This is a genomic window from Streptomyces sp. NPDC004111 (assembly GCF_042874215.1).
Classification (GTDB): Bacteria; Actinomycetota; Actinomycetes; order Streptomycetales; family Streptomycetaceae; genus Streptomyces.
Window position 1 is genome coordinate 298,829 of the sequence record NZ_JBIAMU010000004.1, and the last position, 19,873, is coordinate 318,701.

The 19,873-nt window shown below is 70.7% G+C and carries 16 protein-coding genes; 13 read left to right on the plus strand and 3 right to left on the minus strand.

What is annotated here, in order from left to right; genetic code table 11:
- Window positions 1-34: 34 nt before the first annotated feature.
- From ACFYVL_RS11070 to ACFYVL_RS11085, 4 genes are all read left to right on the plus strand, one after another.
- On the plus strand, window positions 35-1,738 hold the full coding sequence (locus tag ACFYVL_RS11070; protein ID WP_389243085.1) for an MFS transporter: 1,704 nt from the start codon (window positions 35-37) through the stop codon (window positions 1,736-1,738).
- Between the two features lie 224 nt (window positions 1,739-1,962).
- A complete protein-coding gene (locus ACFYVL_RS11075; protein ID WP_389243087.1) occupies window positions 1,963-2,724 on the plus strand; it encodes a DeoR/GlpR family DNA-binding transcription regulator in 762 nt (253 codons plus the stop codon).
- Window positions 2,725-2,815: 91 nt separating this feature from the next.
- Window positions 2,816-3,763 carry a 1-phosphofructokinase gene (gene pfkB / locus ACFYVL_RS11080; RefSeq protein WP_389243089.1) on the plus strand — a complete coding sequence of 316 codons (948 nt, stop codon included), beginning with the start codon at window positions 2,816-2,818 and terminating at the stop codon, window positions 3,761-3,763.
- Between the two features lie 142 nt (window positions 3,764-3,905).
- On the plus strand, window positions 3,906-6,050 hold the full coding sequence (locus ACFYVL_RS11085) for a fructose-specific PTS transporter subunit EIIC (RefSeq protein ID WP_389243091.1): 2,145 nt from the start codon (window positions 3,906-3,908) through the stop codon (window positions 6,048-6,050).
- A 191-nt stretch (window positions 6,051-6,241) separates the two neighbouring features.
- Here the strand turns inward: ACFYVL_RS11085 and ACFYVL_RS11090 are convergent, their stop codons facing one another.
- Both ACFYVL_RS11090 and ACFYVL_RS11095 read right to left on the minus strand, forming a co-directional pair.
- Window positions 6,242-7,009, minus strand: a complete 768-nt coding sequence (locus tag ACFYVL_RS11090) for a DUF6227 family protein (protein WP_389243093.1) — start codon at window positions 7,007-7,009, stop codon at window positions 6,242-6,244.
- A 510-nt stretch (window positions 7,010-7,519) separates the two neighbouring features.
- Window positions 7,520-8,722, minus strand: coding sequence for a low temperature requirement protein A (locus ACFYVL_RS11095; RefSeq protein WP_389243095.1), 1,203 nt, complete (start codon window positions 8,720-8,722; stop codon window positions 7,520-7,522).
- 300 nt (window positions 8,723-9,022) lie between these two features.
- Here ACFYVL_RS11095 and pflB point away from each other — a divergent pair, with 300 nt between their 5' ends.
- From pflB to ACFYVL_RS11140, 9 genes are all read left to right on the plus strand, one after another.
- Window positions 9,023-11,296, plus strand: coding sequence for a formate C-acetyltransferase (gene pflB, locus ACFYVL_RS11100; RefSeq protein ID WP_389243097.1), 2,274 nt, complete (start codon window positions 9,023-9,025; stop codon window positions 11,294-11,296).
- Between the two features lie 120 nt (window positions 11,297-11,416).
- On the plus strand, window positions 11,417-12,244 hold the full coding sequence (gene pflA / locus ACFYVL_RS11105; RefSeq protein ID WP_389243099.1) for a pyruvate formate-lyase-activating protein: 828 nt from the start codon (window positions 11,417-11,419) through the stop codon (window positions 12,242-12,244).
- Window positions 12,245-12,289: 45 nt separating this feature from the next.
- Window positions 12,290-13,468, plus strand: coding sequence for an MFS transporter (locus ACFYVL_RS11110; protein ID WP_389243101.1), 1,179 nt, complete (start codon window positions 12,290-12,292; stop codon window positions 13,466-13,468).
- A 71-nt stretch (window positions 13,469-13,539) separates the two neighbouring features.
- Window positions 13,540-15,828 (plus strand): molybdopterin oxidoreductase family protein, encoded by a 2,289-nt coding sequence (locus ACFYVL_RS11115; protein ID WP_389243430.1) that lies wholly within the window; start codon window positions 13,540-13,542, stop codon window positions 15,826-15,828.
- Between the two features lie 6 nt (window positions 15,829-15,834).
- A complete protein-coding gene (locus ACFYVL_RS11120) occupies window positions 15,835-16,434 on the plus strand; it encodes a 4Fe-4S dicluster domain-containing protein (protein ID WP_384342690.1) in 600 nt (199 codons plus the stop codon).
- A complete protein-coding gene (locus ACFYVL_RS11125) occupies window positions 16,431-17,156 on the plus strand; it encodes a Rieske (2Fe-2S) protein (RefSeq protein WP_389243103.1) in 726 nt (241 codons plus the stop codon). The genes ACFYVL_RS11120 and ACFYVL_RS11125 overlap by 4 nt, the downstream gene beginning before the upstream one ends.
- Window positions 17,153-17,587, plus strand: coding sequence for a hypothetical protein (locus ACFYVL_RS11130; protein ID WP_389243105.1), 435 nt, complete (start codon window positions 17,153-17,155; stop codon window positions 17,585-17,587). Before ACFYVL_RS11125 ends, ACFYVL_RS11130 begins: the two co-directional genes overlap by 4 nt.
- Before the next feature lie 5 nt (window positions 17,588-17,592).
- A complete protein-coding gene (locus ACFYVL_RS11135) occupies window positions 17,593-19,023 on the plus strand; it encodes a NarK family nitrate/nitrite MFS transporter (RefSeq protein ID WP_389243107.1) in 1,431 nt (476 codons plus the stop codon).
- 52 nt (window positions 19,024-19,075) lie between these two features.
- Window positions 19,076-19,279, plus strand: coding sequence for a hypothetical protein (locus tag ACFYVL_RS11140; RefSeq protein WP_389243110.1), 204 nt, complete (start codon window positions 19,076-19,078; stop codon window positions 19,277-19,279).
- 22 nt (window positions 19,280-19,301) lie between these two features.
- Here ACFYVL_RS11140 and mscL read toward each other — a convergent pair whose 3' ends face one another.
- Window positions 19,302-19,772, minus strand: coding sequence for a large conductance mechanosensitive channel protein MscL (mscL, locus tag ACFYVL_RS11145; protein ID WP_389243113.1), 471 nt, complete (start codon window positions 19,770-19,772; stop codon window positions 19,302-19,304).
- Window positions 19,773-19,873 lie beyond the last annotated feature (101 nt).

Genomic DNA, 19,873 nt, shown 5'->3' on the forward strand with positions numbered 1-19,873 from the left:
CAGTGTGACCTACATGAGGACTAACGTCTTCGACATGACTTCAGCACCCCCGTCGGGGACTCCGGCGGCGTCCCCGATACCCGCCGCACCCTCTGTCGCCGTAACGAAGGCCGCACCCGGCACCGCCCCGGATGCCGCGCCGGAGCCCGCGCCGGGAGCCGCCGCGACCGGCCCCGGGGCGGCTCCCACCGACCGCCGCCGCTGGTTCGCGCTGGCCATCGTGATGACCGCCGCCTTCATGGACCTGGTGGACGTCACGATCGTCAACATCGCGATCCCCAGCATCCAGAACAGCCTGGGCGCCACCTTCAGCGCCATCCAGTGGATCACCGCCGGCTATGCGCTCGCGTTCGCCGCCGGTCTGATCACCGGCGGTCGCCTCGGTGACATCTACGGCCGCAAGCGGCTCTTCCTGATCGGCATCGGTGGCTTCACCCTGGCCTCCGCGCTCTGCGGGTTCGCCGCCAACCCGGACGTGCTGGTCGCCTCCCGCATCCTGCAGGGCGCGACGGCGGCGCTGATGGTCCCGCAGGTGCTGTCGATCGTGCACGCCACCTTCCCGGCGCACGAACGCGGCAAGGTCTTCGGGCTGTTCGGGGCGATCGTCGGCCTCGGCGCGGTGACCGGGCCGCTGCTCGGCGCGCTGCTCACCGAGTGGAACCTGTTCGGCCTGGAGTGGCGCCCGATCTTCCTGATCAACCTGCCCGTCGGCATCGCGGGCCTGCTGCTGGGCCGCAAGTTCATCACCGAGTCCAAGGCCCCGCGCGCGCTGCGCCTGGACCTGCCGGGCGTCGTGCTGGTCACCCTCGCGCTGCTCGCGCTGATCTACCCGCTGACCCGCGGCCGGGAGCTGGACTGGCCGGTGTGGGGCTATGTGTCCATGGGCTGCAGCCTGCTGGTGCTCGCCGTGTTCGTCGCGTACGAGAAGTACAAGACGCGGCGCGACGGCTCGCCGCTGGTGGAACTGTCGCTGTTCAAGGTGAAGAGCTTCGCCGCCGGTATCGCCGTGCAGCTCACCTTCGGTGTCTTCAGCGGCATCTTCTTCATGGTGTGGACGCTGTACATGCAGATCGGGCTGGGCTGGAGCGCGCTGCGCGCGGGCGTCACCGGCATCCCGTTCTCCGTGGCGGTGTCGGTGGCGGCCGGTGTCTCGGTGCAGAAGCTGGTGCCGCGCTTCGGCCGCAAGGTGCTGCAGACCGGCGCGCTGACCATGGCCGCGGGCATGCTGATCTACATCTGGGAGGCCAGGCACTTCGGTGCGCACATCACCTCCTGGCAGATGGCGCTGCCGCTGATCGTGATGGGCCTCGGCATGGGCCTGATCGTGGCGCCGCTGACCGACGCGGTGCTGTCCGAGGTGCCCAAGGAGCACGCGGGTTCGGCGTCCGGGCTGATCAACACGACCGGGCAGACGGGCAACGCGTTCGGCATCGGCCTGGTGTCGGTGGTCTTCTTCGGCGTCGTCGACGACCGGCTCGACGGGGTGCGCTTCGGACTGCCGCCGGTCGGCCCGGCCTACGTCGAGGCCTTCGAGAACGCGCTGGGCTGGACGGTCGCGGTACTGCTGGCCATCTTCCTGCTGATGTTCGCGCTGCCGAAGAAGGCGGCCGGCCACGAGGTGCCGCAGACCGGTGGGGCTGAGGGTCCCGGCGGGGCCGGAGGGGGTGCCGGGAGTGGTGCCGTTTCCGTTGCCGGTGAGCCCGGCGACGTATCGAAGGAGCCCGCGCTGACGTCGTGACGGCCGTCGGCGGCCCGCCGGTCACCGGCGGCCCGGCCGGCCCGGCGTCGAGGCGCCCAAAGCCCGCCCCCGCACCGAGGAGTGCGGGGGCGGGCTTTTCCGTTCGGGCAGGACCAAAGTCCGTTTGTGCCCGGGATGGGCCCGGTTGTGTTTACTTGCGGGGATCGGGGGCGTACTCTGCCAGAGAAACCACAGGTTCGGGCATCGAACGGACGTAAACCCACATGTACGCACCGGAGCGCCAGCAGGAAATCCTCCGTCTCGCACGGGACGGCGGGCGGGTCGACGTACTGTCCCTCGCGGACACCTTCCAGGTCACCGCCGAGACCATCCGCCGCGACCTCAAGGCCCTCGACCGGGCCGGTCTGGTGCGCAGGGTGCACGGCGGGGCGATCCCCGCGGGCCGCCTCGACTTCGAACCCGACCTCGCCGAGCGCGAGTCCACCGCCGCCGACGAGAAGGACCGCATCGCCCGCGCCGCCGTCGCCGAACTGCCCGACGAGGGGAGCGTGGTGCTCGACGCGGGTTCCACCGCCGTCCGGCTCGCGGGCGCCGTCCCGCTGGAGAGCGCGCTCACCGTCGTCACCCACTCGCTGCCCGCCGCCGCCCGCCTCGCCGACCACCCCGGCATCGACCTGCACCTCGTCGGCGGCCGGGTCCGGCACCGCACCCGCGCCGCAGTCGACGCCTGGGCGCTGCGGGCGTACGACGAGATCCGCGCCGACGTGGTCTTCCTCGGCACCAACGGTTTCTCCCTGGCCCACGGACTGACCACCCCCGACCTCGCCGAGGCCGCCGTCAAGCGCGCGCTGGTGGCCGCCGGCCGCCGGGTGGTGCTGCTCGCGGACTCCGCGAAGCACGGGCAGGAGCACTTCGCCCGTTTCGGCGACCTCACGGACATCGACCTGCTCATCACCGACACCGGCCTCAACCCGGCGGACGAGGTCGCCCTCGCGGCGGCGGGCGTGGAGGTGCTCTGTGTCTGACGTACGACCGAGCCCCGGCCCGCGCGAACCGCGGCCGACCCCGCCGACCAACCCGGACCGGCACCCGAGCGAAACCACGAGTGAGCCGACGATGATCCTTACCGTCACCCCCAACCCCAGCCTCGACCGCACCTACGAGGTCCCCGTCCTGACGCGCGGCGAGGTCCTGCGCGCCACCACCGACCGCATGGACCCCGGCGGCAAGGGCGTCAACGTCTCGCGCGCCGTGGCCGCCGCAGGCCACCGCACCGTCGCGGTCCTCCCGCTGGGCGGCGCCCCGGGCGCCCTCGTCGCCGAACTCCTCGCCGCCGACCGCATCGAGGTCGCACCGGTACGGGTGTCCGGGCAGACCCGCTCCAACATCAGCATCGCCGAACCCGACGGCACCCTGACCAAGGTCAACGCACCCGGCCCCGAACTCTCCGCCGCCGAGTCCGAGTCCCTCCTCGCCGCCGTCCGCGGCCACTCGGCCGACGCCGACTGGATCGCCTGCTGCGGCAGCCTCCCGCGCGGCCTGTCCCCGCAGTGGTACGCCGACCTGGTCGCCCGCGCGCACGCGGCGGGCGCCCGCATCGCCCTCGACACCTCCGGCCCCTCGCTCCTCGCCGCCCTGCGGGAACGCCCCGACGTGGTCAAGCCGAACGCAGAGGAACTCGCCGAAGCCGTCGGCCGCCCCCTCACGACCGTCGGCGACGCCGTCAAGGCCGCCGAGGAACTGCGCGCGCTCGGCGCCGGCGCCGTACTCGCCAGCCTGGGCGCGGACGGCCAGCTCCTGGTGGACGGCGCCGGTGTGCACTTCGCGACCGCCACGGTCGAGGTCGTACGCAGCAACGTCGGCGCCGGCGACGCCTCGCTCGCCGGGTTCCTGGCGGCGGGCGGCGAGGGCCCCGGGGCTCTCGCGTCGGCCGTCGCGCACGGGGCCGCCGCCGTGCAGCTGCCCGGTAGTGTGATGCCGACCCCGTCCGACCTGGACCCGGCGGCGGTCACCGTCACCGCCGACGTACCGCTGGACCGCGTACTGACGGAACCGGCCGCATGACGCGCCCGACGACCGCCGCCCGCGCACCCGCCCGGCCGGCGGACGCACCCCCCGAACCCGCACCACCCGCTGTGTCCGCAGCACCGTTTTCCCCTGCCGCCCCTTCCGTATCTGCCCTCCCATCCGTGCGAAGGAGCCCGCGATGAGCCAGATGATCACCGCGGACCTGGTCGACCTCGACCTGGCCGCTGACACCAAGGAGGAGGCCGCCCGCCTCCTCGCGACCCGGATGGTGGCGCTCGGCCGGGTGACCGACCTGGACGGGTTCCTCGCCGACGTCGCCGCGCGGGAGGCACAGATGCCGACCGGCCTGGAGGGCGGCATCGGCATTCCGCACTGCCGCAGCGCGCACGTCACCGAACCGACGCTCGGCTTCGGCCGCAGTGCCGCGGGTGTCGACTTCGGCGCCACGGACGGGCCCGCCGACCTGATCTTCCTGATCGCCGCCCCCGCCGGAGCGGACGACGCCCATCTGACGATCCTCTCCAGCCTGGCCAGACAGCTGATGAACGCGGAGTTCACGGACGCGCTGCGCGCCGTGGGCACGCCGGAGGATGCCGCCGCGCTGATCCGCGGCGACGAGCCGGCGGCAGCGGGGAACGCGACGGCAGGGGCGGCAGAGGCGACAGGGGCGGGGGAGGACGTGACACCCGCGGCCACCGGCGCCACGGCTGCGGACGCCACATCGGCCCCGTCGGCCCCGTCCGACCCGGCGGCCACCTCGGCCCCGGAAACCGCGTCCGCACCGAGCGGTGCCCCCGCCGCAGACGATGCCGCAGCAGCCGCAGAAGCCCCCTTCCGTATCGTCGCCGTCACCTCCTGCCCCACCGGCATCGCGCACACCTACATGGCGGCCGAGGCCCTCGAACAGGCGGGCAACAGCGACGGGGTGCGACTCACCGTCGAACCGCAGGGCTCCTCCGGCTTCACCCGCATCGACCCCGCGGTCATCGCCGCCGCCGACGCGGTGATCTTCGCGCACGACGTGCCGGTACGGGACCGCGAGCGGTTCGCGGGCAAGCCGACCGTCGACGTCGGGGTGAAGGCGGGCATCAACCGGCCGCACGAACTGATCGCCGAGGCCCGGCAGAAGGCCGCCCGCGGCGAGACCACCTCCGCCGCCCCCAAGGGCACCCCCGTCGAAGAGGCGGGCGAGCCGGGGGAGGGCTACGGCGCGAAGCTGCGCAAGTGGCTGATGAGCGGTGTGAGTTACATGGTGCCGTTCGTCGCGGCCGGCGGTCTGCTGATCGCCCTCGGCTTCGCGCTCGGCGGCTACCAGATCGACAAGGCGCCCTCCGTGATGGAGCACTTCGCCTGGGGCGACCGCACCAGCTGGGCCGCGCTGATGTTCCAGATCGGCGGCCTCGCCTTCTCCTTCCTGGTGCCGGTGCTCGCCGGATACATCGCCTACGGCATGGCCGACCGGCCCGGACTCGTCCCCGGCTTCGTCGGCGGGTCGATCGCCGTCTCGATCAAGGCGGGCTTCCTCGGCGGTCTGGCCGCCGGTCTGATCGCGGGCGCCGTGGTGATGGCCATCCAGCGGGTGCGCGTCCCGGCGGCGCTGCGCGGGATCATGCCGGTGGTGGTGATCCCACTGATCTCCTCGATCGTCGTGGGATTCCTGATGTTCCTGGTGATCGGTGAGCCGATCGCCAAGCTGCAGACGGCACTCACCGACTGGCTGTCCGGTCTGTCCGGCAGCAACGCGATCATCCTGGGCATCGTCCTGGGCCTGATGATGTGCTTCGACATGGGCGGCCCGTTCAACAAGGTGGCGTACACCTTCGCGGTCGGCGGTCTCGCCACCCCGAACGACGGCAGCCTCAAGGTGATGGCCGCCGCGATGGCCGCGGGCATGGTCCCGCCGCTGGCCATGGCGCTCGCGACGACCGTGCGCGGCCGGCTCTTCACCCGTACCGAACGGGAGAACGGCAAGGCGGCCTGGGTGCTGGGCGCCTCGTTCATCACCGAGGGCGCGATCCCGTTCGCCGCGGCCGACCCGCTGCGGGTCATCCCCGCCGCGATGGCGGGCGGCGCGGTCACCGGTGGACTGTCGATGGCGTTCGGCAGCACGCTGCGCGCCCCGCACGGCGGCATCTTCGTGGTCCCGCTGATCGGCAACCCGTGGCTCTACCTGGTGGCGATCGTCGCGGGTACGGCGGTCAGCGCGGCCCTCGTCATCCTGTTCAAGGGGATGCGCAGGAAGCCCGTCGAGGCCGCGACGACGACCGCGGCCGGGGACACGTCGGCCGCACCGGCCGAGCAGCGGACCGCGGCCACGGTCTGAGCCCCACCGCCCGCCCAACGAGGCGAGTACGTGCGGAAGTCCTGCCCCGTGTCAGTACGACGGGGCGGGACTTCCTCGCGTGGGGACCGGCCGCGTACGGGCAAGCCGCGCAGGGGCGAGTCTCGTACTGGCCCGCCTCGTACGGGACCGGCCCGGTGCGCTCGTCCCCGCCGCGGCGTACCAAGCCCGCCTCAGCACACCCGCCCGCGCAGCTCCATCGCCTGGCGGGCCGTCTGCTGGGCGTCGTAGACCTCGCACATGTGGCGTCCGTCGGGCGTCGCCGTGTGCTCGACCTCCCACACGCTGGCCTCGCTGCCGTCCATCAGCAGGAACGCGTGCTCGTACAGCGTGAATCCCACCTCCCTGTCCTTGATGCGGTACTGCCGTCCGTAGACCTGCGTGATCTCGTGGGCCAGGGCGTCCGCGAGCCGGCGTGCCGTCTCCTCGCCCGGCCGGTCCGCGTTCTCCGCGCGGCGCAGGACCCGGCGCGCGTGATCGGCGGACCGGTCCGGCACGAAGGCCCGCCGGGCCTCCTTGCGCGGCTGGGCCAGCAGCTCCGCCATGGCGTCGGGACCTTCCGCGTACTCCGGGAAGAGCGGCAGGTCGTCGGCGCGCGAACCGGCCGCGCCGGGCAGCCGGTTGGCGGCCAGCCGCGCCTCCTCGATCCCGGTGTACAGCTCGTGCTCGATGCCGCGGTCGCGGCCCGCGTTGTGCACCAGCTCCCAGAGGGTGAGGGAGGAGCCGTCGGTGAGCAGGAAGGTGTGCCGGTGCAGGGCGCGGCGCAGCCCGGCGCTGTGGTGCGAGGAGCGCAGCGAGGAGCTGTGCGCCAGCGCCGATTCGAGCCGCTCGACGGTCGCGTCGGGCAGGTCGAAGGAGTTCAGCGCGCGGCCCAGGAGCAGCCCGAGGTGGTCCTCGGTGGTTTCGAGGCCGTCGCTCTCGTACTCGTCCGAATCGTTCAAGGGCTTCTCCAGGCCGTCGCCGCGTGTAACGCTTCCTGCACTCAAAGTAGCCAAAGGGTCTGACATCGCGCCCCGGTTTGGTGAAAACGTAGGACGGCGTACGGGAGGTTCCCGTAAAGCGGCCCGGAATTCGGTCAGTTCGGCGGTTGGTTCCGTGGCCGGAGAGGGTGTGGGGGCCGGGCGGTGCGGGAGTTGTCCGAAGTGGCGGGCGGGGCCGGGGCTGCCGGGGGAGGGGGGAGGTTCGGGGCGGCGGTTCTGGTGCGCCCGCGGGCGCCGCGGAACCCGTCGGCCGCCGCCCGGCGGTGCGCGCCAGGAGTCCCGGCGGCGGCCGGCCGTGGCGAAGCCGCCCGGCGGGGGCGTACGGAATCGGAGTACCGGCGGACGGTGTCTCCGCGAGCCCGCCCCGCACACCGGGGAGCCCCGGGCGTACAACCCTGCCCTCCGCGCCGACCGGGGCCCAGGAGGCCGGGGGAGCGGGGCCGGGCTGCCGGTCGCCGCGGACGCGTCAGGTCACGTCAGGTGCGGCTTGCGCAGGGTGTCGGACTCCGGCCGCGCGGACAGCAGCGTCCCGATCGTCACGGACAGTGCCATCACGAGGCCCGCCGCGAGCACTCCCCAGGTGCCGAGGAAGGTGCACGCGAGCACGACGAACACCGTCACCGGCATCAGCGCCAGCTCGGCGGCGTCCCGCTTGAAGTGCCTGGCCTGCAGGTACCAGCCGGTGAGCAGGTACAGCGCCGTCGGGATGGTCACCGCGGCGGTCGCCGCCACGGCGGAGATGTGGGCCTTGCCCGTCACCTGTTCCACCGCCACCTCGATGCCGGCGCCGATCGCCGCCGCCGACCCCAGGATGAACAGGTGGCCGTACCCCCACTGGAGGGCCCGCTTCATGGAGGTGAGCCGCTCCTGCGCGGGGTTGGCGAAGTAGATCCACCAGGCGGCGAAGACGATCAGCAGGCCGCCGCCCGCGATCGACAGCAGTTCGCCCAGTTCGTCGTGCTCGTCCAGCGCGTTCTGCACGGCGATGGTCGCCGCGGTGAGGGACTCGCCGAGCACGATGATGGTGAACAGCCCGTACCGCTCGGCGATGTGGTGCGGGTGCCAGGAGCTGCGGTAACGCCGCTCGGCGAGCGGCGGCACGCTCAGCTCGGCCAGTGCCAGCACCACGAAGAGGTACGGGCGTGCGTCCGCCGGGACGAGGAGCAGGGCGAGCCAGCCGAGCTGGACGACGGTGAGCCCGGCGGCGTACGTCAGCGCCATGGACCGTTCCGCACCCGAGTTGTGCCGGGCCGCGCGCAGCCACTGGCAGGTCATCGACAGGCGCATCACCACGTAGCCGGCGATGGCGACCGCCCAGTTGCCGTGGTCGAAGGCGCGGGGCACTCCGGCGGCCAGCACCAGGACGCCCGCGATCTGCACCAGGACGGCGACCCGGTAGAACACGTCGTCGTTGTCGTAGGCGGAGGCGAACCAGGTGAAGTTCATCCACGCCCACCAGATGGCGAAGAAGACGAAGAAGTAGCCGGCGACGCCCGACGCGAAGTGCCCCTCGGCCACCGCGTGCACCAGCCGCACCCCCGCCTGGGCGACGGCGACGACGAAGCACAGGTCGAAGAACAGCTCCAGGGGGGTGGCCGCGCGGTGTCCCTCGTCGGGGCTGCGCGACGTCATCCGGCGCAGCAGGCCGCTGCCGACGGTGGTCTTCTCGGTCATGTGTACACGAGACCAGAAGAGGCAACGCGGCGCGCGCGGAACGCGGCGGAGAGTTGCTCCGCATTACCTCGGGGGAAAACATTGTGAAAGTTTTCACGAGCGAAGATGTGGCTTTGGTCCTTCACGAAAGACCAGGTCAGCGCGGTTAAACCAGGGCTTCGGAGAGGGAAGTCGGGACCTATGGTCCCGTTTTGAGGACCAATGCGGGCTGCCGGAAGCCGTGTACGGGAGTCAAATGAAGTAAGCGGAATTCGCGACGCGGCACAGGCGTCACGCGAGCCACGAGCGAAAGGTGTGGTCATGACTGCGACCCAGGAAGCGACAGTCGGCGGGGAAGCCGGGGAGGCCGTGGCGGCCTGGGACGGTTTCCAGGACGGCCCGTGGCGCGAGGCGGTCGACGTCCGCGACTTCGTCCAGCGGAACTACGCCCCCTACGAGGGCGACGCGGCCTTCCTTGCAGGCCCCACCGAGCGCACCACCGCCGTGTGGGAGAAGCTCCTGTCGATGTTCCCCGAGGAGATCTCCAAGGGCATCTACGACGTCGACGTGAAGACCCCGTCGCGCATCGACGCCTTCGCCCCGGGCTACATCGACGCCGACAAGGACCTGATCGTCGGCCTCCAGACCGACGGCGCCCTCAAGCGCGCGATCATGCCCAACGGCGGCTGGCGCATGGTGGAGACCGCCCTCAACGCGTACGGCTACGAGGCCGACCCCGAGGTCCGCGACATCTACACCCACCTGCGCAAGACCCACAACGACGGCGTCTTCGACGCGTACACCCCCGAGATCCGCGCCTGCCGTTCCTCCGGCATCATCACCGGCCTGCCCGACGCCTACGGCCGCGGCCGCATCATCGGCGACTACCGCCGCGTCGCGCTGTACGGCGTGGACCGCCTGATCGCGGCCAAGGAGGCCGACAAGGCGCGCCTCGGCGAGGAGTGGGCCACCGAGCACGTCATCCGCGACCGCGAGGAGATCTCCGAGCAGATCAAGGCGCTCAAGGAACTCAAGTCGATGGCCGCCTCCTACGGCTACGACATCTCCGGCCCGGCGACCACCGGCCGCGAGGCCGTCCAGTGGCTGTACTTCGCCTACCTGGCCGCCGTGAAGGAGCAGAACGGCGCGGCCATGTCGATCGGCCGCATCGACAACTTCCTCGACATCTACCTCCAGCGCGACATCGACAAGGGCCTCATCACCGAGGAGCAGGCGCAGGAGTTCATCGACGACTTCGTCATCAAGCTGCGCATCGTGCGCTTCCTGCGCACCCCGGAGTACAACGAGCTGTACTCCGGCGACCCGACCTGGGTGACCTGGTCGATGGCCGGCATCGGCGAGGACGGCCGCCCGCTGGTCTCCCGTACGACCTTCCGCGCCCTGCAGACCCTCTACAACCTCGGCCCGGCCCCCGAGCCGAACCTGACGGTCTTCTGGTCGCAGCACCTGCCCAAGGGCTTCAAGGAGTACGCGTCGAAGGTCGCCATCGACACCTCGGCGATCCAGTTCGAGTCCGACGAGCTGATGCGCCCGAAGTACGGCGACGACACCGCCATCGCCTGCTGTGTGTCGGCCATGGCGGTCGGCAAGCAGATGCAGTTCTTCGGCGCCCGCGTCAACGTCGCCAAGGCGCTGCTGTACGCGATCAACGGCGGCCGGGACGAGAAGTCCGGCAAGCTCGTCGTCGAGGGCTTCGAGCCGATGACCGGCGAGTACCTCGACTACGAGGAGCTGGCGACGCGCTACGACGCGATGCTGGAGTGGCTGGCCAAGACGTACGTGCACGCCCTGAACGTCATCCACTACATGCACGACAAGTACGCCTACGAGCGCATCGAGATGGCCCTGCACGACCAGGAGATCCTGCGCACCATGGCGTGCGGCATCGCCGGTCTGTCGGTGGCCGCGGACTCCCTGTCGGCAGCCAAGCACGCCAAGGTCAAGGTCATCCGTGACGAGACCGGTCTGGCCGTCGACTACGAGATCGAGGGCGAGTACCCGGCGTACGGCAACAACGACGACCGCGCGGACGAGATCGCCCGCCGCATCGTCGAGGACTTCATGAAGAAGATCCGCAAGCACCCGACGTACCGCGACGCCGTCCACACCCAGTCCGTGCTCACGATCACCTCGAACGTGGTCTACGGCAAGAAGACCGGCAACACCCCCGACGGCCGCCGCGCCGGCACCCCGTTCGCCCCGGGCGCCAACCCGATGAACGGACGCGACGAGCACGGCTACATCGCCTCCGCCCTGTCGGTCGCCAAGCTGCCGTACGACGACGCCGAGGACGGCATCTCGCTGACCAACACCATCACCCCGGACGCGCTCGGCCGCACCGCCCAGGAGCGGGTCGACAACCTGGCCGGCGTGCTCGACGGCTTCATGGCGAGCAACGGCTTCCACATGAACGTCAACGTGCTCGACAAGAAGATGCTGGAGGACGCCATGGAGCACCCGGAGAACTACCCGCAGCTCACCATCCGGGTCTCCGGGTACGCGGTGAACTTCGTGCGGCTGACCCGCGAGCAGCAGCTCGACGTCATCAACCGCACCTTCCACGGCTCCCTCTAGGAGCCCCGGCTCCGCCCGGAGCCCACCAGCTGTACGGCGCCAGGACCAGTCCCCCCTGACCGCACCCGGTCCCGGCGCCGTACGAAACCCCTACCGCCTTCCCTCCCAGGAGGTCCTGCCATGACCGCTGTACTGCTCGGAACCGACATTCCGGTGAGAGCCACCGCCCCGGCCCTTTCCGCGGGCGCCACCCCGGCAGGTGCCGCCACCATGCGGCCGATCAGCGGAACCGTGCACTCCTGGGACCTGTCCACCGGCGTCGACGGGCCCGGCACCCGCTTCGTCACCTTCCTCTCCGGCTGCCCGCTCGCCTGCCTCTACTGCCACAACCCCGACACCATGCGGATGCGCAACGGCAAGCGGTACGCGGCGGACGACATCGTCGCGGAGGCCGCCAAGTACACGACGTTCATCCGGGCGGCCGGCGGCGGTGCCACCATCAGCGGCGGCGAACCCCTCCTCCAGCCGGTCTTCGCGGGCGAGCTGTTCCACCGCTTCAAGCACGAGCTCGGCCTGCACACCGCGCTCGACACCTCCGGCTACCTCGGCGCCCGCGCCACCGACGCGCTGCTGCGCGACGTGGACCTGGTGCTGCTCGACATCAAGTCGTGGGACCCGGCGACCTACCGGAAGGTCACCAGCCGCGAACTGGCGCCCACCCTCGCCTTCGGCGAGCGCCTCGCCGCCCTGGGCAAGGAGGTGCACGTCCGCTTCGTGCTGGTGCCCGGACTGACCGACGACCCGGCCAACATCGAGGGCGTCGCCGCCTACGCCGCCTCCCTCGGGGTGGTCTCGCGGGTGGACGTACTGCCCTTCCACAAGCTGGGCGAGGCGAAGTGGGAGGCCCTCGGCAAGGAGTTCACCCTGCACGACACGCCGAGCCCCGGGCCGGAGCAGGTGGCCGCGGCGCGGGAGATCTTCACGGCACACGGCTTGTACGCCATCTGAGTCCCCCAACCAGCAGAACCTTCACATTCGCCCTAATTTGGGCGTGTGACCGAGCCTCCCACCTTCCCCCCGCCCCCTCCGCCCCCCAGCCCCGACGGTGAGGGCGCCACCGCCACAGCCGCGGGCGGCGCGGCCGCCGGGGTGGCGGAACGGAACGGCACGGGGCCAGCGGCAGCACCCACCCCGGCCCCGCCCTCCGGCCCCTCCGTGGCCCGCCGCGCCACCCTCGCCGGGGCGCTCGTGTCCCTCCTGCTCATCCTCGCCATCTTCTTCGGCAGCCGGATGCTGAGGGACTTCGACTCCGCCCTGCTCCCGTACGCGGTCGCCACCGTCTTCCTCGCCTTCGGCGTCGCCTACCGCTACACCGTGTGGGTCTCCGCCCCCGGCGCCCGCCGCCTCTTCAAGAAGGGCTGGGGCAGCCTCTTCTCGGCGGAGAACTTCCGCAAGGCACCCACCGCCCTGCCGAAGATGATCGCCACCTACCTCGGCTTCCAGAAGTTCCTCGGCGCCCGCTCGCACGCCCGCTGGGCCGCCCACCAGCTCATCTTCTGGGGCTGCATCCTGGCCGCCGCGATCACCTTCCCCCTCACCTGGGGGTGGTTCACCTTCACCTCCGGCACCGGCTCGGGCCCCGGCTACGAGATGCGGATCTGGGGCTTCAAGGTCCTCGGCTTCAACTCCGCGAACATCATCGGCTGGCTGATGTTCCACGGCCTGGACATCGCCGCCGTGCTGGTCATCCCCGGCGCCTCGTACTTCCTGTGGCGCCGGATGAAGGACCGCGGCGCGATGACCGGCCAGCGCTTCGCCTACGACCTGGTGCCGCTCATCGCGCTCATCGTCATCTCCGTCACCGGCCTGCTGCTGACCTTCTCGTCGATCTTCCTGCACGGCGGCGGCTACGAGTTCCTCGCGATCCTGCACATGGTGTCGGTCGTCTTCACGCTCATCTACATCCCCTTCGGGAAGTTCTTCCACATCGTGCAGCGGCCGGCCGCCGTCGGCATGCAGCTGTTCAAGTACACCGCCCGGCAGAAGGACGAGGTCTTCCACTGCCGCCGCTGCGGCACCCCGATCGACACCGCGCCGTACGTCGAGAACCTCGAAGCGACCATGCGCGACCTGAAGCTCGACTTCGCCCAATGGGCCGAGTACTGCCCGCGCTGCAAGCGCGAACTGCGCGGCAACGCCTACCTCTCGCACGTCAAGAAGGGCTTCAAGTGACGTCCCCGCAGCCCGCTCCGCAGCCCGCCTCCCGCACCGCCCAGCAGGCCGCGCCGCACAGTCGGCCGCGGATCCCGCTGGACCCCTCCATCGCGCCGCCCGGCACCCGCGGATTCCGCGACGCGGGCGGCATCCCCGCAGACCAGTGGCACGCCGACCAGAACGGCGAAACCCTGGTCCCCACCCACTGCTGCTTCTGCGGCGTGCAGTGCGGCATGTACCTGCGGGTCGACAAGGGCGGCAAGGTCTTCGGCGTCGAACCCCGCAACCACGACATCAACCGGATGCGGCTGTGCCCCAAGGGCATCAACGCCTACCAGCAGATCAACCACCCCGACCGGCTGACCGCGCCCCTGATGCGGCGCTCCCGCGACGAGGAGTTCCGGGAGGTCTCCTGGGAGGAGGCCCTGGACTTCACCGCCTCCGAGGTGCGCCGCATCCAGCAGACGTACGGCAACGACGCCTTCGGCATGCTCGGCGGCGCGAGCCTCTTCTCGGAGAAGACGTACCTGGTCGGCAAGTTCGCCAGGGTCGCCCTCAAGAGCCGACATGTCGACTACAACGGCCGCCTGTGCATGGTCTCCGCCGCAGGCGCCAACAAACTCGCCTTCGGCATCGACCGCGCCGGCAACCCCTTCTCCGACATCCTCCTCACCGACTGCCTGCTCATCGCCGGCTCCAACGTCGGCGAGTGCTTCCCGGTGATGACCCAGTACCTGTGGGGCGCGCGCGACCGCGGGGCGACGCTGATCGTCGTCGACCCCCGCGAGACGGCCATCGCGCGCACCGCCGACATCCACGTCGCCCTCAAACCCGGCACGGACTCGGCGTTCTTCAACGCCGTCCTGCACGTCGTCGTACGGGAGAACCTCGTCGACGAGGCGTACCTGGCCGCGTCCGCGACCGGCTGGGAGGAGGTGAAGGCGAAGGTCGCCGAGTACCCGCCGGAGCGCTCCGCGGAGATCTGCGGCGTCCCGGCCGCCCAGATCGAGCAGGTCGCCCGCGTGTTCGCGACCGCGGGCAAGGCGATGGCCTGGCACGCCCGCGGCATCGAGCACCACTCGCAGGGCGTCGAGAACTGCCTGTCCGTCATCAACCTGTGCGTCGCCACCGGCAACATCGGCAAACCGGGCGCCGGCTACGGCACCATCACCGGCCAGGGCAACGGCCAGGGCGGCCGCGAACACGGCCAGAAGTCCGACATGCTGCCCGGCGGCCGCTCGATCATGAACGACGAGCACCGCCGCCAGATCTGCGAGATCTGGGGCATCGAGGAGTCCGAACTGCCGCCCGCCGGCACCTCCATGATGGAGATGGTCTGGCAGATGCAGCGCGGCGAGATCCGCGGCCTCATCGGCGTCTGCAACAACCCCTTCGTCTCCCTCCCCAACTACCGAGTGGTCAAGGAGGGGTACGACGCCACCGAGTTCCACGCCCAGTTCGACTTCTTCCTCTCCGAGACTGCCGCCAACGCGCACGTCGTCTTCCCCGTCACCACCTGGGCCGAGGACGAGGGCGTGATGGCCAACGCGGAGGCCCGCGTCGTCAAGCACAACAAGGCCCAGGAACCCCCGGCCGGGGTACGCACGGACACCTGGGTGCTGTGCCAGCTCGCCCAGCGCCTGGGCGCCGGCGACAAGTTCGCCTTCGCCGGCTCCCGCGAGGTCTTCGAGGAACTGCGCGTCGCATCCGCCGGCACCGTCAACGACTACTACGGCATCACCTACGAGCGGCTGGAGGACACCGGCGGCATCGCCTGGCCCTGCCCGGACACCGCGCACCCGGGCACCCCCCGCCTCTTCGAGGACGGCAGGACGTACCACCCCGACGGCAAGATCCACCTCCAGGTCGTCGAGTGGCACCTGCCGATGGACCCGTACGACGACGAGTTCCCCATGTCGCTCACCACCGGCCGCACCGTCGCCCACTTCCTCTCCGGCAACCAGACCCGCCGGCTCGGCGCACTGGTCGAACAGACCCCGCGCCCCTGGGTGGAGGTGCACCCCTCGCACGGCTTCCGCAACGGCGACCCGGTACGCGTCGTCACCCGCCGCGGCAGCTCCGTCCACCCGGCACTCGTCACGGAGGCGATCCGCCCCGACACCTTCTTCATCCCGTACCACTGGCCCGCCCCGACGGCCGCCAACATCCTCACCATCGACGCCCTGGACCCCCGCTCGAAGATCCCCGAGTACAAGGTCTGCGCCTGCCGCATCGAGCCCGCCGAGCACATCGACGAGGTGCCCGCGCCGCCGGTGGCCCCCGGCCACCAGGCGTACCCAGAGACCCAGGTGTCCCGCACCGACCCCCTGCCGCCCACCGCCCCACAGGGCCGGGCAACCGCAGAAGAGAGGAGCTGACCAGCCATGATGGGTAAAACGATCTTCATTGATCCGGGTCGCTGCATCGGCTGCCAGGCCTGTGTCTCCGCCTGCCGCGAATGCGACTCGCACCGCGGCAAGTCGATGATCCACCTCGACTACACCGACCCGGGCCAGTCCGTCGCCTCCCTCCCCACGGTCTGCATGCATTGCGAGGACCCGGTCGCGCCCTGCGCCGAGGTGTGCCCCGCCGACGCGATCCTGGTGACCGCCGACGGCGTGGTGCAGCAGGCCGACACCACCCGCTGCATCGGCTGCGCCAACTGCGTCAACGCCTGCCCCTTCGGCGTCCCCAAGATCGACCTCGAAGCCAAGCTGCAGATGAAGTGCAACCTCTGCTACGACCGCACCGCCTACGGCCTCGCCCCCATGTGCGCCACCGTCTGCCCGACCGGTGCCCTCTTCTACGGAACCCTCGAAGAGCTCCAGGCCGAACGCCCCGGCGTCCAGGTCGCCGACTCCTTCGCGTTCGGCGACGTGATGGTCTCCACCGGGGTTGCGATGGTCGTCCCCGCCGACAAGGTCCAGTGGCCGGTGCCCGGCGGGCTCCCGGTCGTCGAGGTGAACGGAGTCGACGTCCGATGAGTACCGTCCAGCCCCCACCACCGGGAACCACCGACACCGCCGCCGGCGCTGCCGGAACCGACGCTCCGGGCGGCGGCGAAGCCAACGGCGACGACGCACGCGCCGCCCTCCACGACCGGCTCAGCGCCGACTCCCTCACCACCCGGCGCGACTACCTGCGCATCGTCGCCACCGTGTCCGGCGGCCTCGCCGTGGGCGGCCTGGCGGTCGCCGGGGGAGTGCTGCACCGGCACGGCGAACCCGAGGGCGACGGCGTACCGAAGGCCAAGCGCATCGCCGACGGACTGCCGCCTGGCGAGTCGATCTCCTTCCGCTACCCCGGAGACGAGGACCGCGCCGTCGCCGTCCGCCTGGAGGACGGCTCCCTCGTCGGCTACTCGGCGGTCTGCACCCACCTCGCCTGCGCCGTCCTGTGGCGCAAGGAACGCGGCACCGAGGGCGAGCTCTACTGCCCCTGCCACGAAGGCGTCTTCGACGCGCGAACCGGCGAGGTCACCGCCGGCCCGCCGCCCCGCGGGCTGCCCAAGGTGGTCGTCATCGAGGAGATCGACGGCAGCATCTGGGCGATCGGCACCACCCGCTCCGGAGAGAGCGTCGAAGCCGGCCTGTGCCGCCAGATCCTCGACGAACGCCCCGAATTCGCGGCCCGCATCGGCTGCCCCGGCGCCGCCGCCCGCCCGAAGACACCCTCCGAGCCCCTCCGACAGGGGAGGCAGACATGACCACCCCGGCCCCGCCCCCGAACCCCGGCCCCGGACCGGGCCCGCACTCCGCACCGGAACCCGTCCCGGCCGCCGGAGTACCGCGCCGCCCCGACTACCACCCCGGCAGCGCCGAGCCGCGCCTCAACCGCCCGGTCCACGAGCGCTACCCGCAGATCCGACCCACCAGCGGCTACGGCGACCCCCGGGTCCGTCACACCGGCCCCGGACCGGGCGCGGGAACCGAGCAGGAGCCGGAACGCTCGGCCAAGCTCTCCGCCCGCCTGGTGCTCGCCCTGTCGGTGGTCATCGGTCAGCTCTGGGCACTGACCATCACCGTCAACGAGTGGATGAAGGGCGACACCGGTACCGCCTGGTGGGGTGCGGGCTTCCTGTGTCTGTCCTTCCTGGCCGTCCTCCTCCTCTGGCTCCTCGACCCCAAGGACCGGTGATTCCCATGTCGACAGCAACCCCCGCAGGGCCCGGCAGCGGGCCGGGAACCGACACGTACAGACCCGGGACGACGATCAACGACTGGCGCCCCGAGGACGAGACCTTCTGGCGGACCACCGGCCAGAAGGTCGCCAAGCGCAACCTGTGGGTGTCGGTCCCCGCGCTGATGCTCGGCTTCGTCGTCTGGCAGGTCTGGTCGGTCACCGTCGTCAAGCTCGGCGACGTCGGCTTCGACTACTCCAAGTCGCAGCTCTTCTGGCTGACCGCCATCCCCGGCATCACCGGCGGCACCTTCCGGATCCTCTACACGTTCATCGGGCCGATCTACGGAGAGCGGAAGTTCACCGCGTTCTCCACGATCATCCTGATCGCCCCGATGCTCTGGCTCGGCTTCGCGCTCCAGGACACGAGCACCCCGTACTGGGAGATGTGCCTGATCGCCGCGGTCTGCGGCCTGGGCGGAGCCAACTTCGCCTCGTCGATGGCGAACATCGGCTTCTTCTTCCCCAAGCGGGAAAAGGGCAACGCCAACGGCATGAACGGTGGCCTCGGCAACCTCGGAGTCTCCGTCGTCCAACTGGTCGCCCCGCTGGTCATCACCGCCGCGGTGCTGTTCGCCCCGGCCGGCGGCCCGCTGAAGAGCAAGAAGACCGGCGAGGACGTCTGGCTGCAGAACGGCGCGTTCCTCTGGGTGCCGCTCCTGGTCATCATGGCGCTGCTCGCCTGGTTCCTGATGAACGACCTCAGGACCGCGGCCGCCCCGTTCAGCCAGCAGAAGATCATCTTCAAGCGGAAGCACAACTGGCTGATGACCTGGCTGTACGTCGGAACCTTCGGCTCCTTCATCGGCTTCGCCGCGGCCCTGCCCAACCTGATCAACACCACGTTCACGCCGATCAACCCGGACTACTCGGCGACGACGTACGCCTGGATCGGCCCGTTCATCGGCGCGCTCGCCCGCTGGGGCGGCGGCTGGCTCTCGGACAAGATGGGCGGCGCCCGCGTCACCATGCTGTCCTTCGTCGGCATGGGCATCGCGCTGGTCGTCGTCATCAGCGCCCTCCCGCACGGCGGCGACAACGGCAACTTCTGGGTCTTCTACGCCGGCTTCCTGGTCGCGTTCCTCTTCTGCGGCCTGGGCAACGGCTCCACCTTCCGGCAGATCCCCGTGATCTTCCGCGACCAGCACCTCAAGGACGCGGAGGGCAAGGGCGAAGAGGCCAGGGCGGCGGCGCTCAAGCAGTCCGAGATGGAATCGGGCGCGGTCACCGGCTTCAGCTCCGCCATCGCCGCCTACGGCTTCTTCTTCATCCCCGCCATGTTCGCGAACTTCCCCGTGGTGAATTCCCTGTGGGTGTTCGTGGGGTTCTACGTCACGTGCCTGGTCGTCTGCTGGTGGTTCTACGCCCGCAAGGGCGCCGAGGCTCCCAGCTGACCGGACCGTCGGCCCTGCCGGGCCGGGGGCGTCACCGCCGTACTCTGGAGGAATGAACACCTCCGACCACGCCGCCCCCGCCCCGGCCCGCCCCGAACCGGAAGCGCGGCCCAAGCCCAAGCTGGTCTTCGACGACCCGCTGGACCAGCAGTCGTCGGACGACACGGACCGGGGCTGGGGCGACCGGCCCACCTCCAGCGGCGGCACGACGGACCTCGCCCGCTTCCTCGACGAGAAGCCGCCGCACCACATCTGATCCGACAGCGGCAACCGCGGCGCTACGGGTTGCTGTGCCCCGAGCCGCGCTGCGCGACCAGGGCGTCCCTGATCTCCTTCAGCACCTCGATCTCGGTGGCCTCCATGACTTCCTCGGTGGCCTCCTTCGCCTTCTCCTTCGCGGCGCGCATGGCCAGGTACTTCGCCATCGGCAGCACCATCAGGAAGTAGACGACCGCCGCGGTGATCAGGAAGCTCAGGACCGCGCTGAGCACCGACCCCCACATGATCTGAATGCCGTCGATCGTGCCGTCCGCGCCCTTCGCGCAGGTGCCCTTCAGGCAGGAGCTGTACCCCTCCAGGTCCTTCGTGCCGAAGGCGCCGACGAGCGGATTGATCACGCCCTTGACGATCGAGTTCACGATGTTCGTGAACGCGGCGCCGATGACGACGGCCACCGCGAGATCGATCACGTTGCCGCGCATCAGGAAGGCCTTGAAGCCTTCCAGCAGGCTGGTCTTCTCGTTGCTCACAAGTGAGCCTCTTTTCGCATGTGCAGGGGGCGGAGCAAATTCCTCCGAAACCTACGGCAGCACGGGTCGCCGCTGTCCAATCCGTCAACTCGTATCGGTGA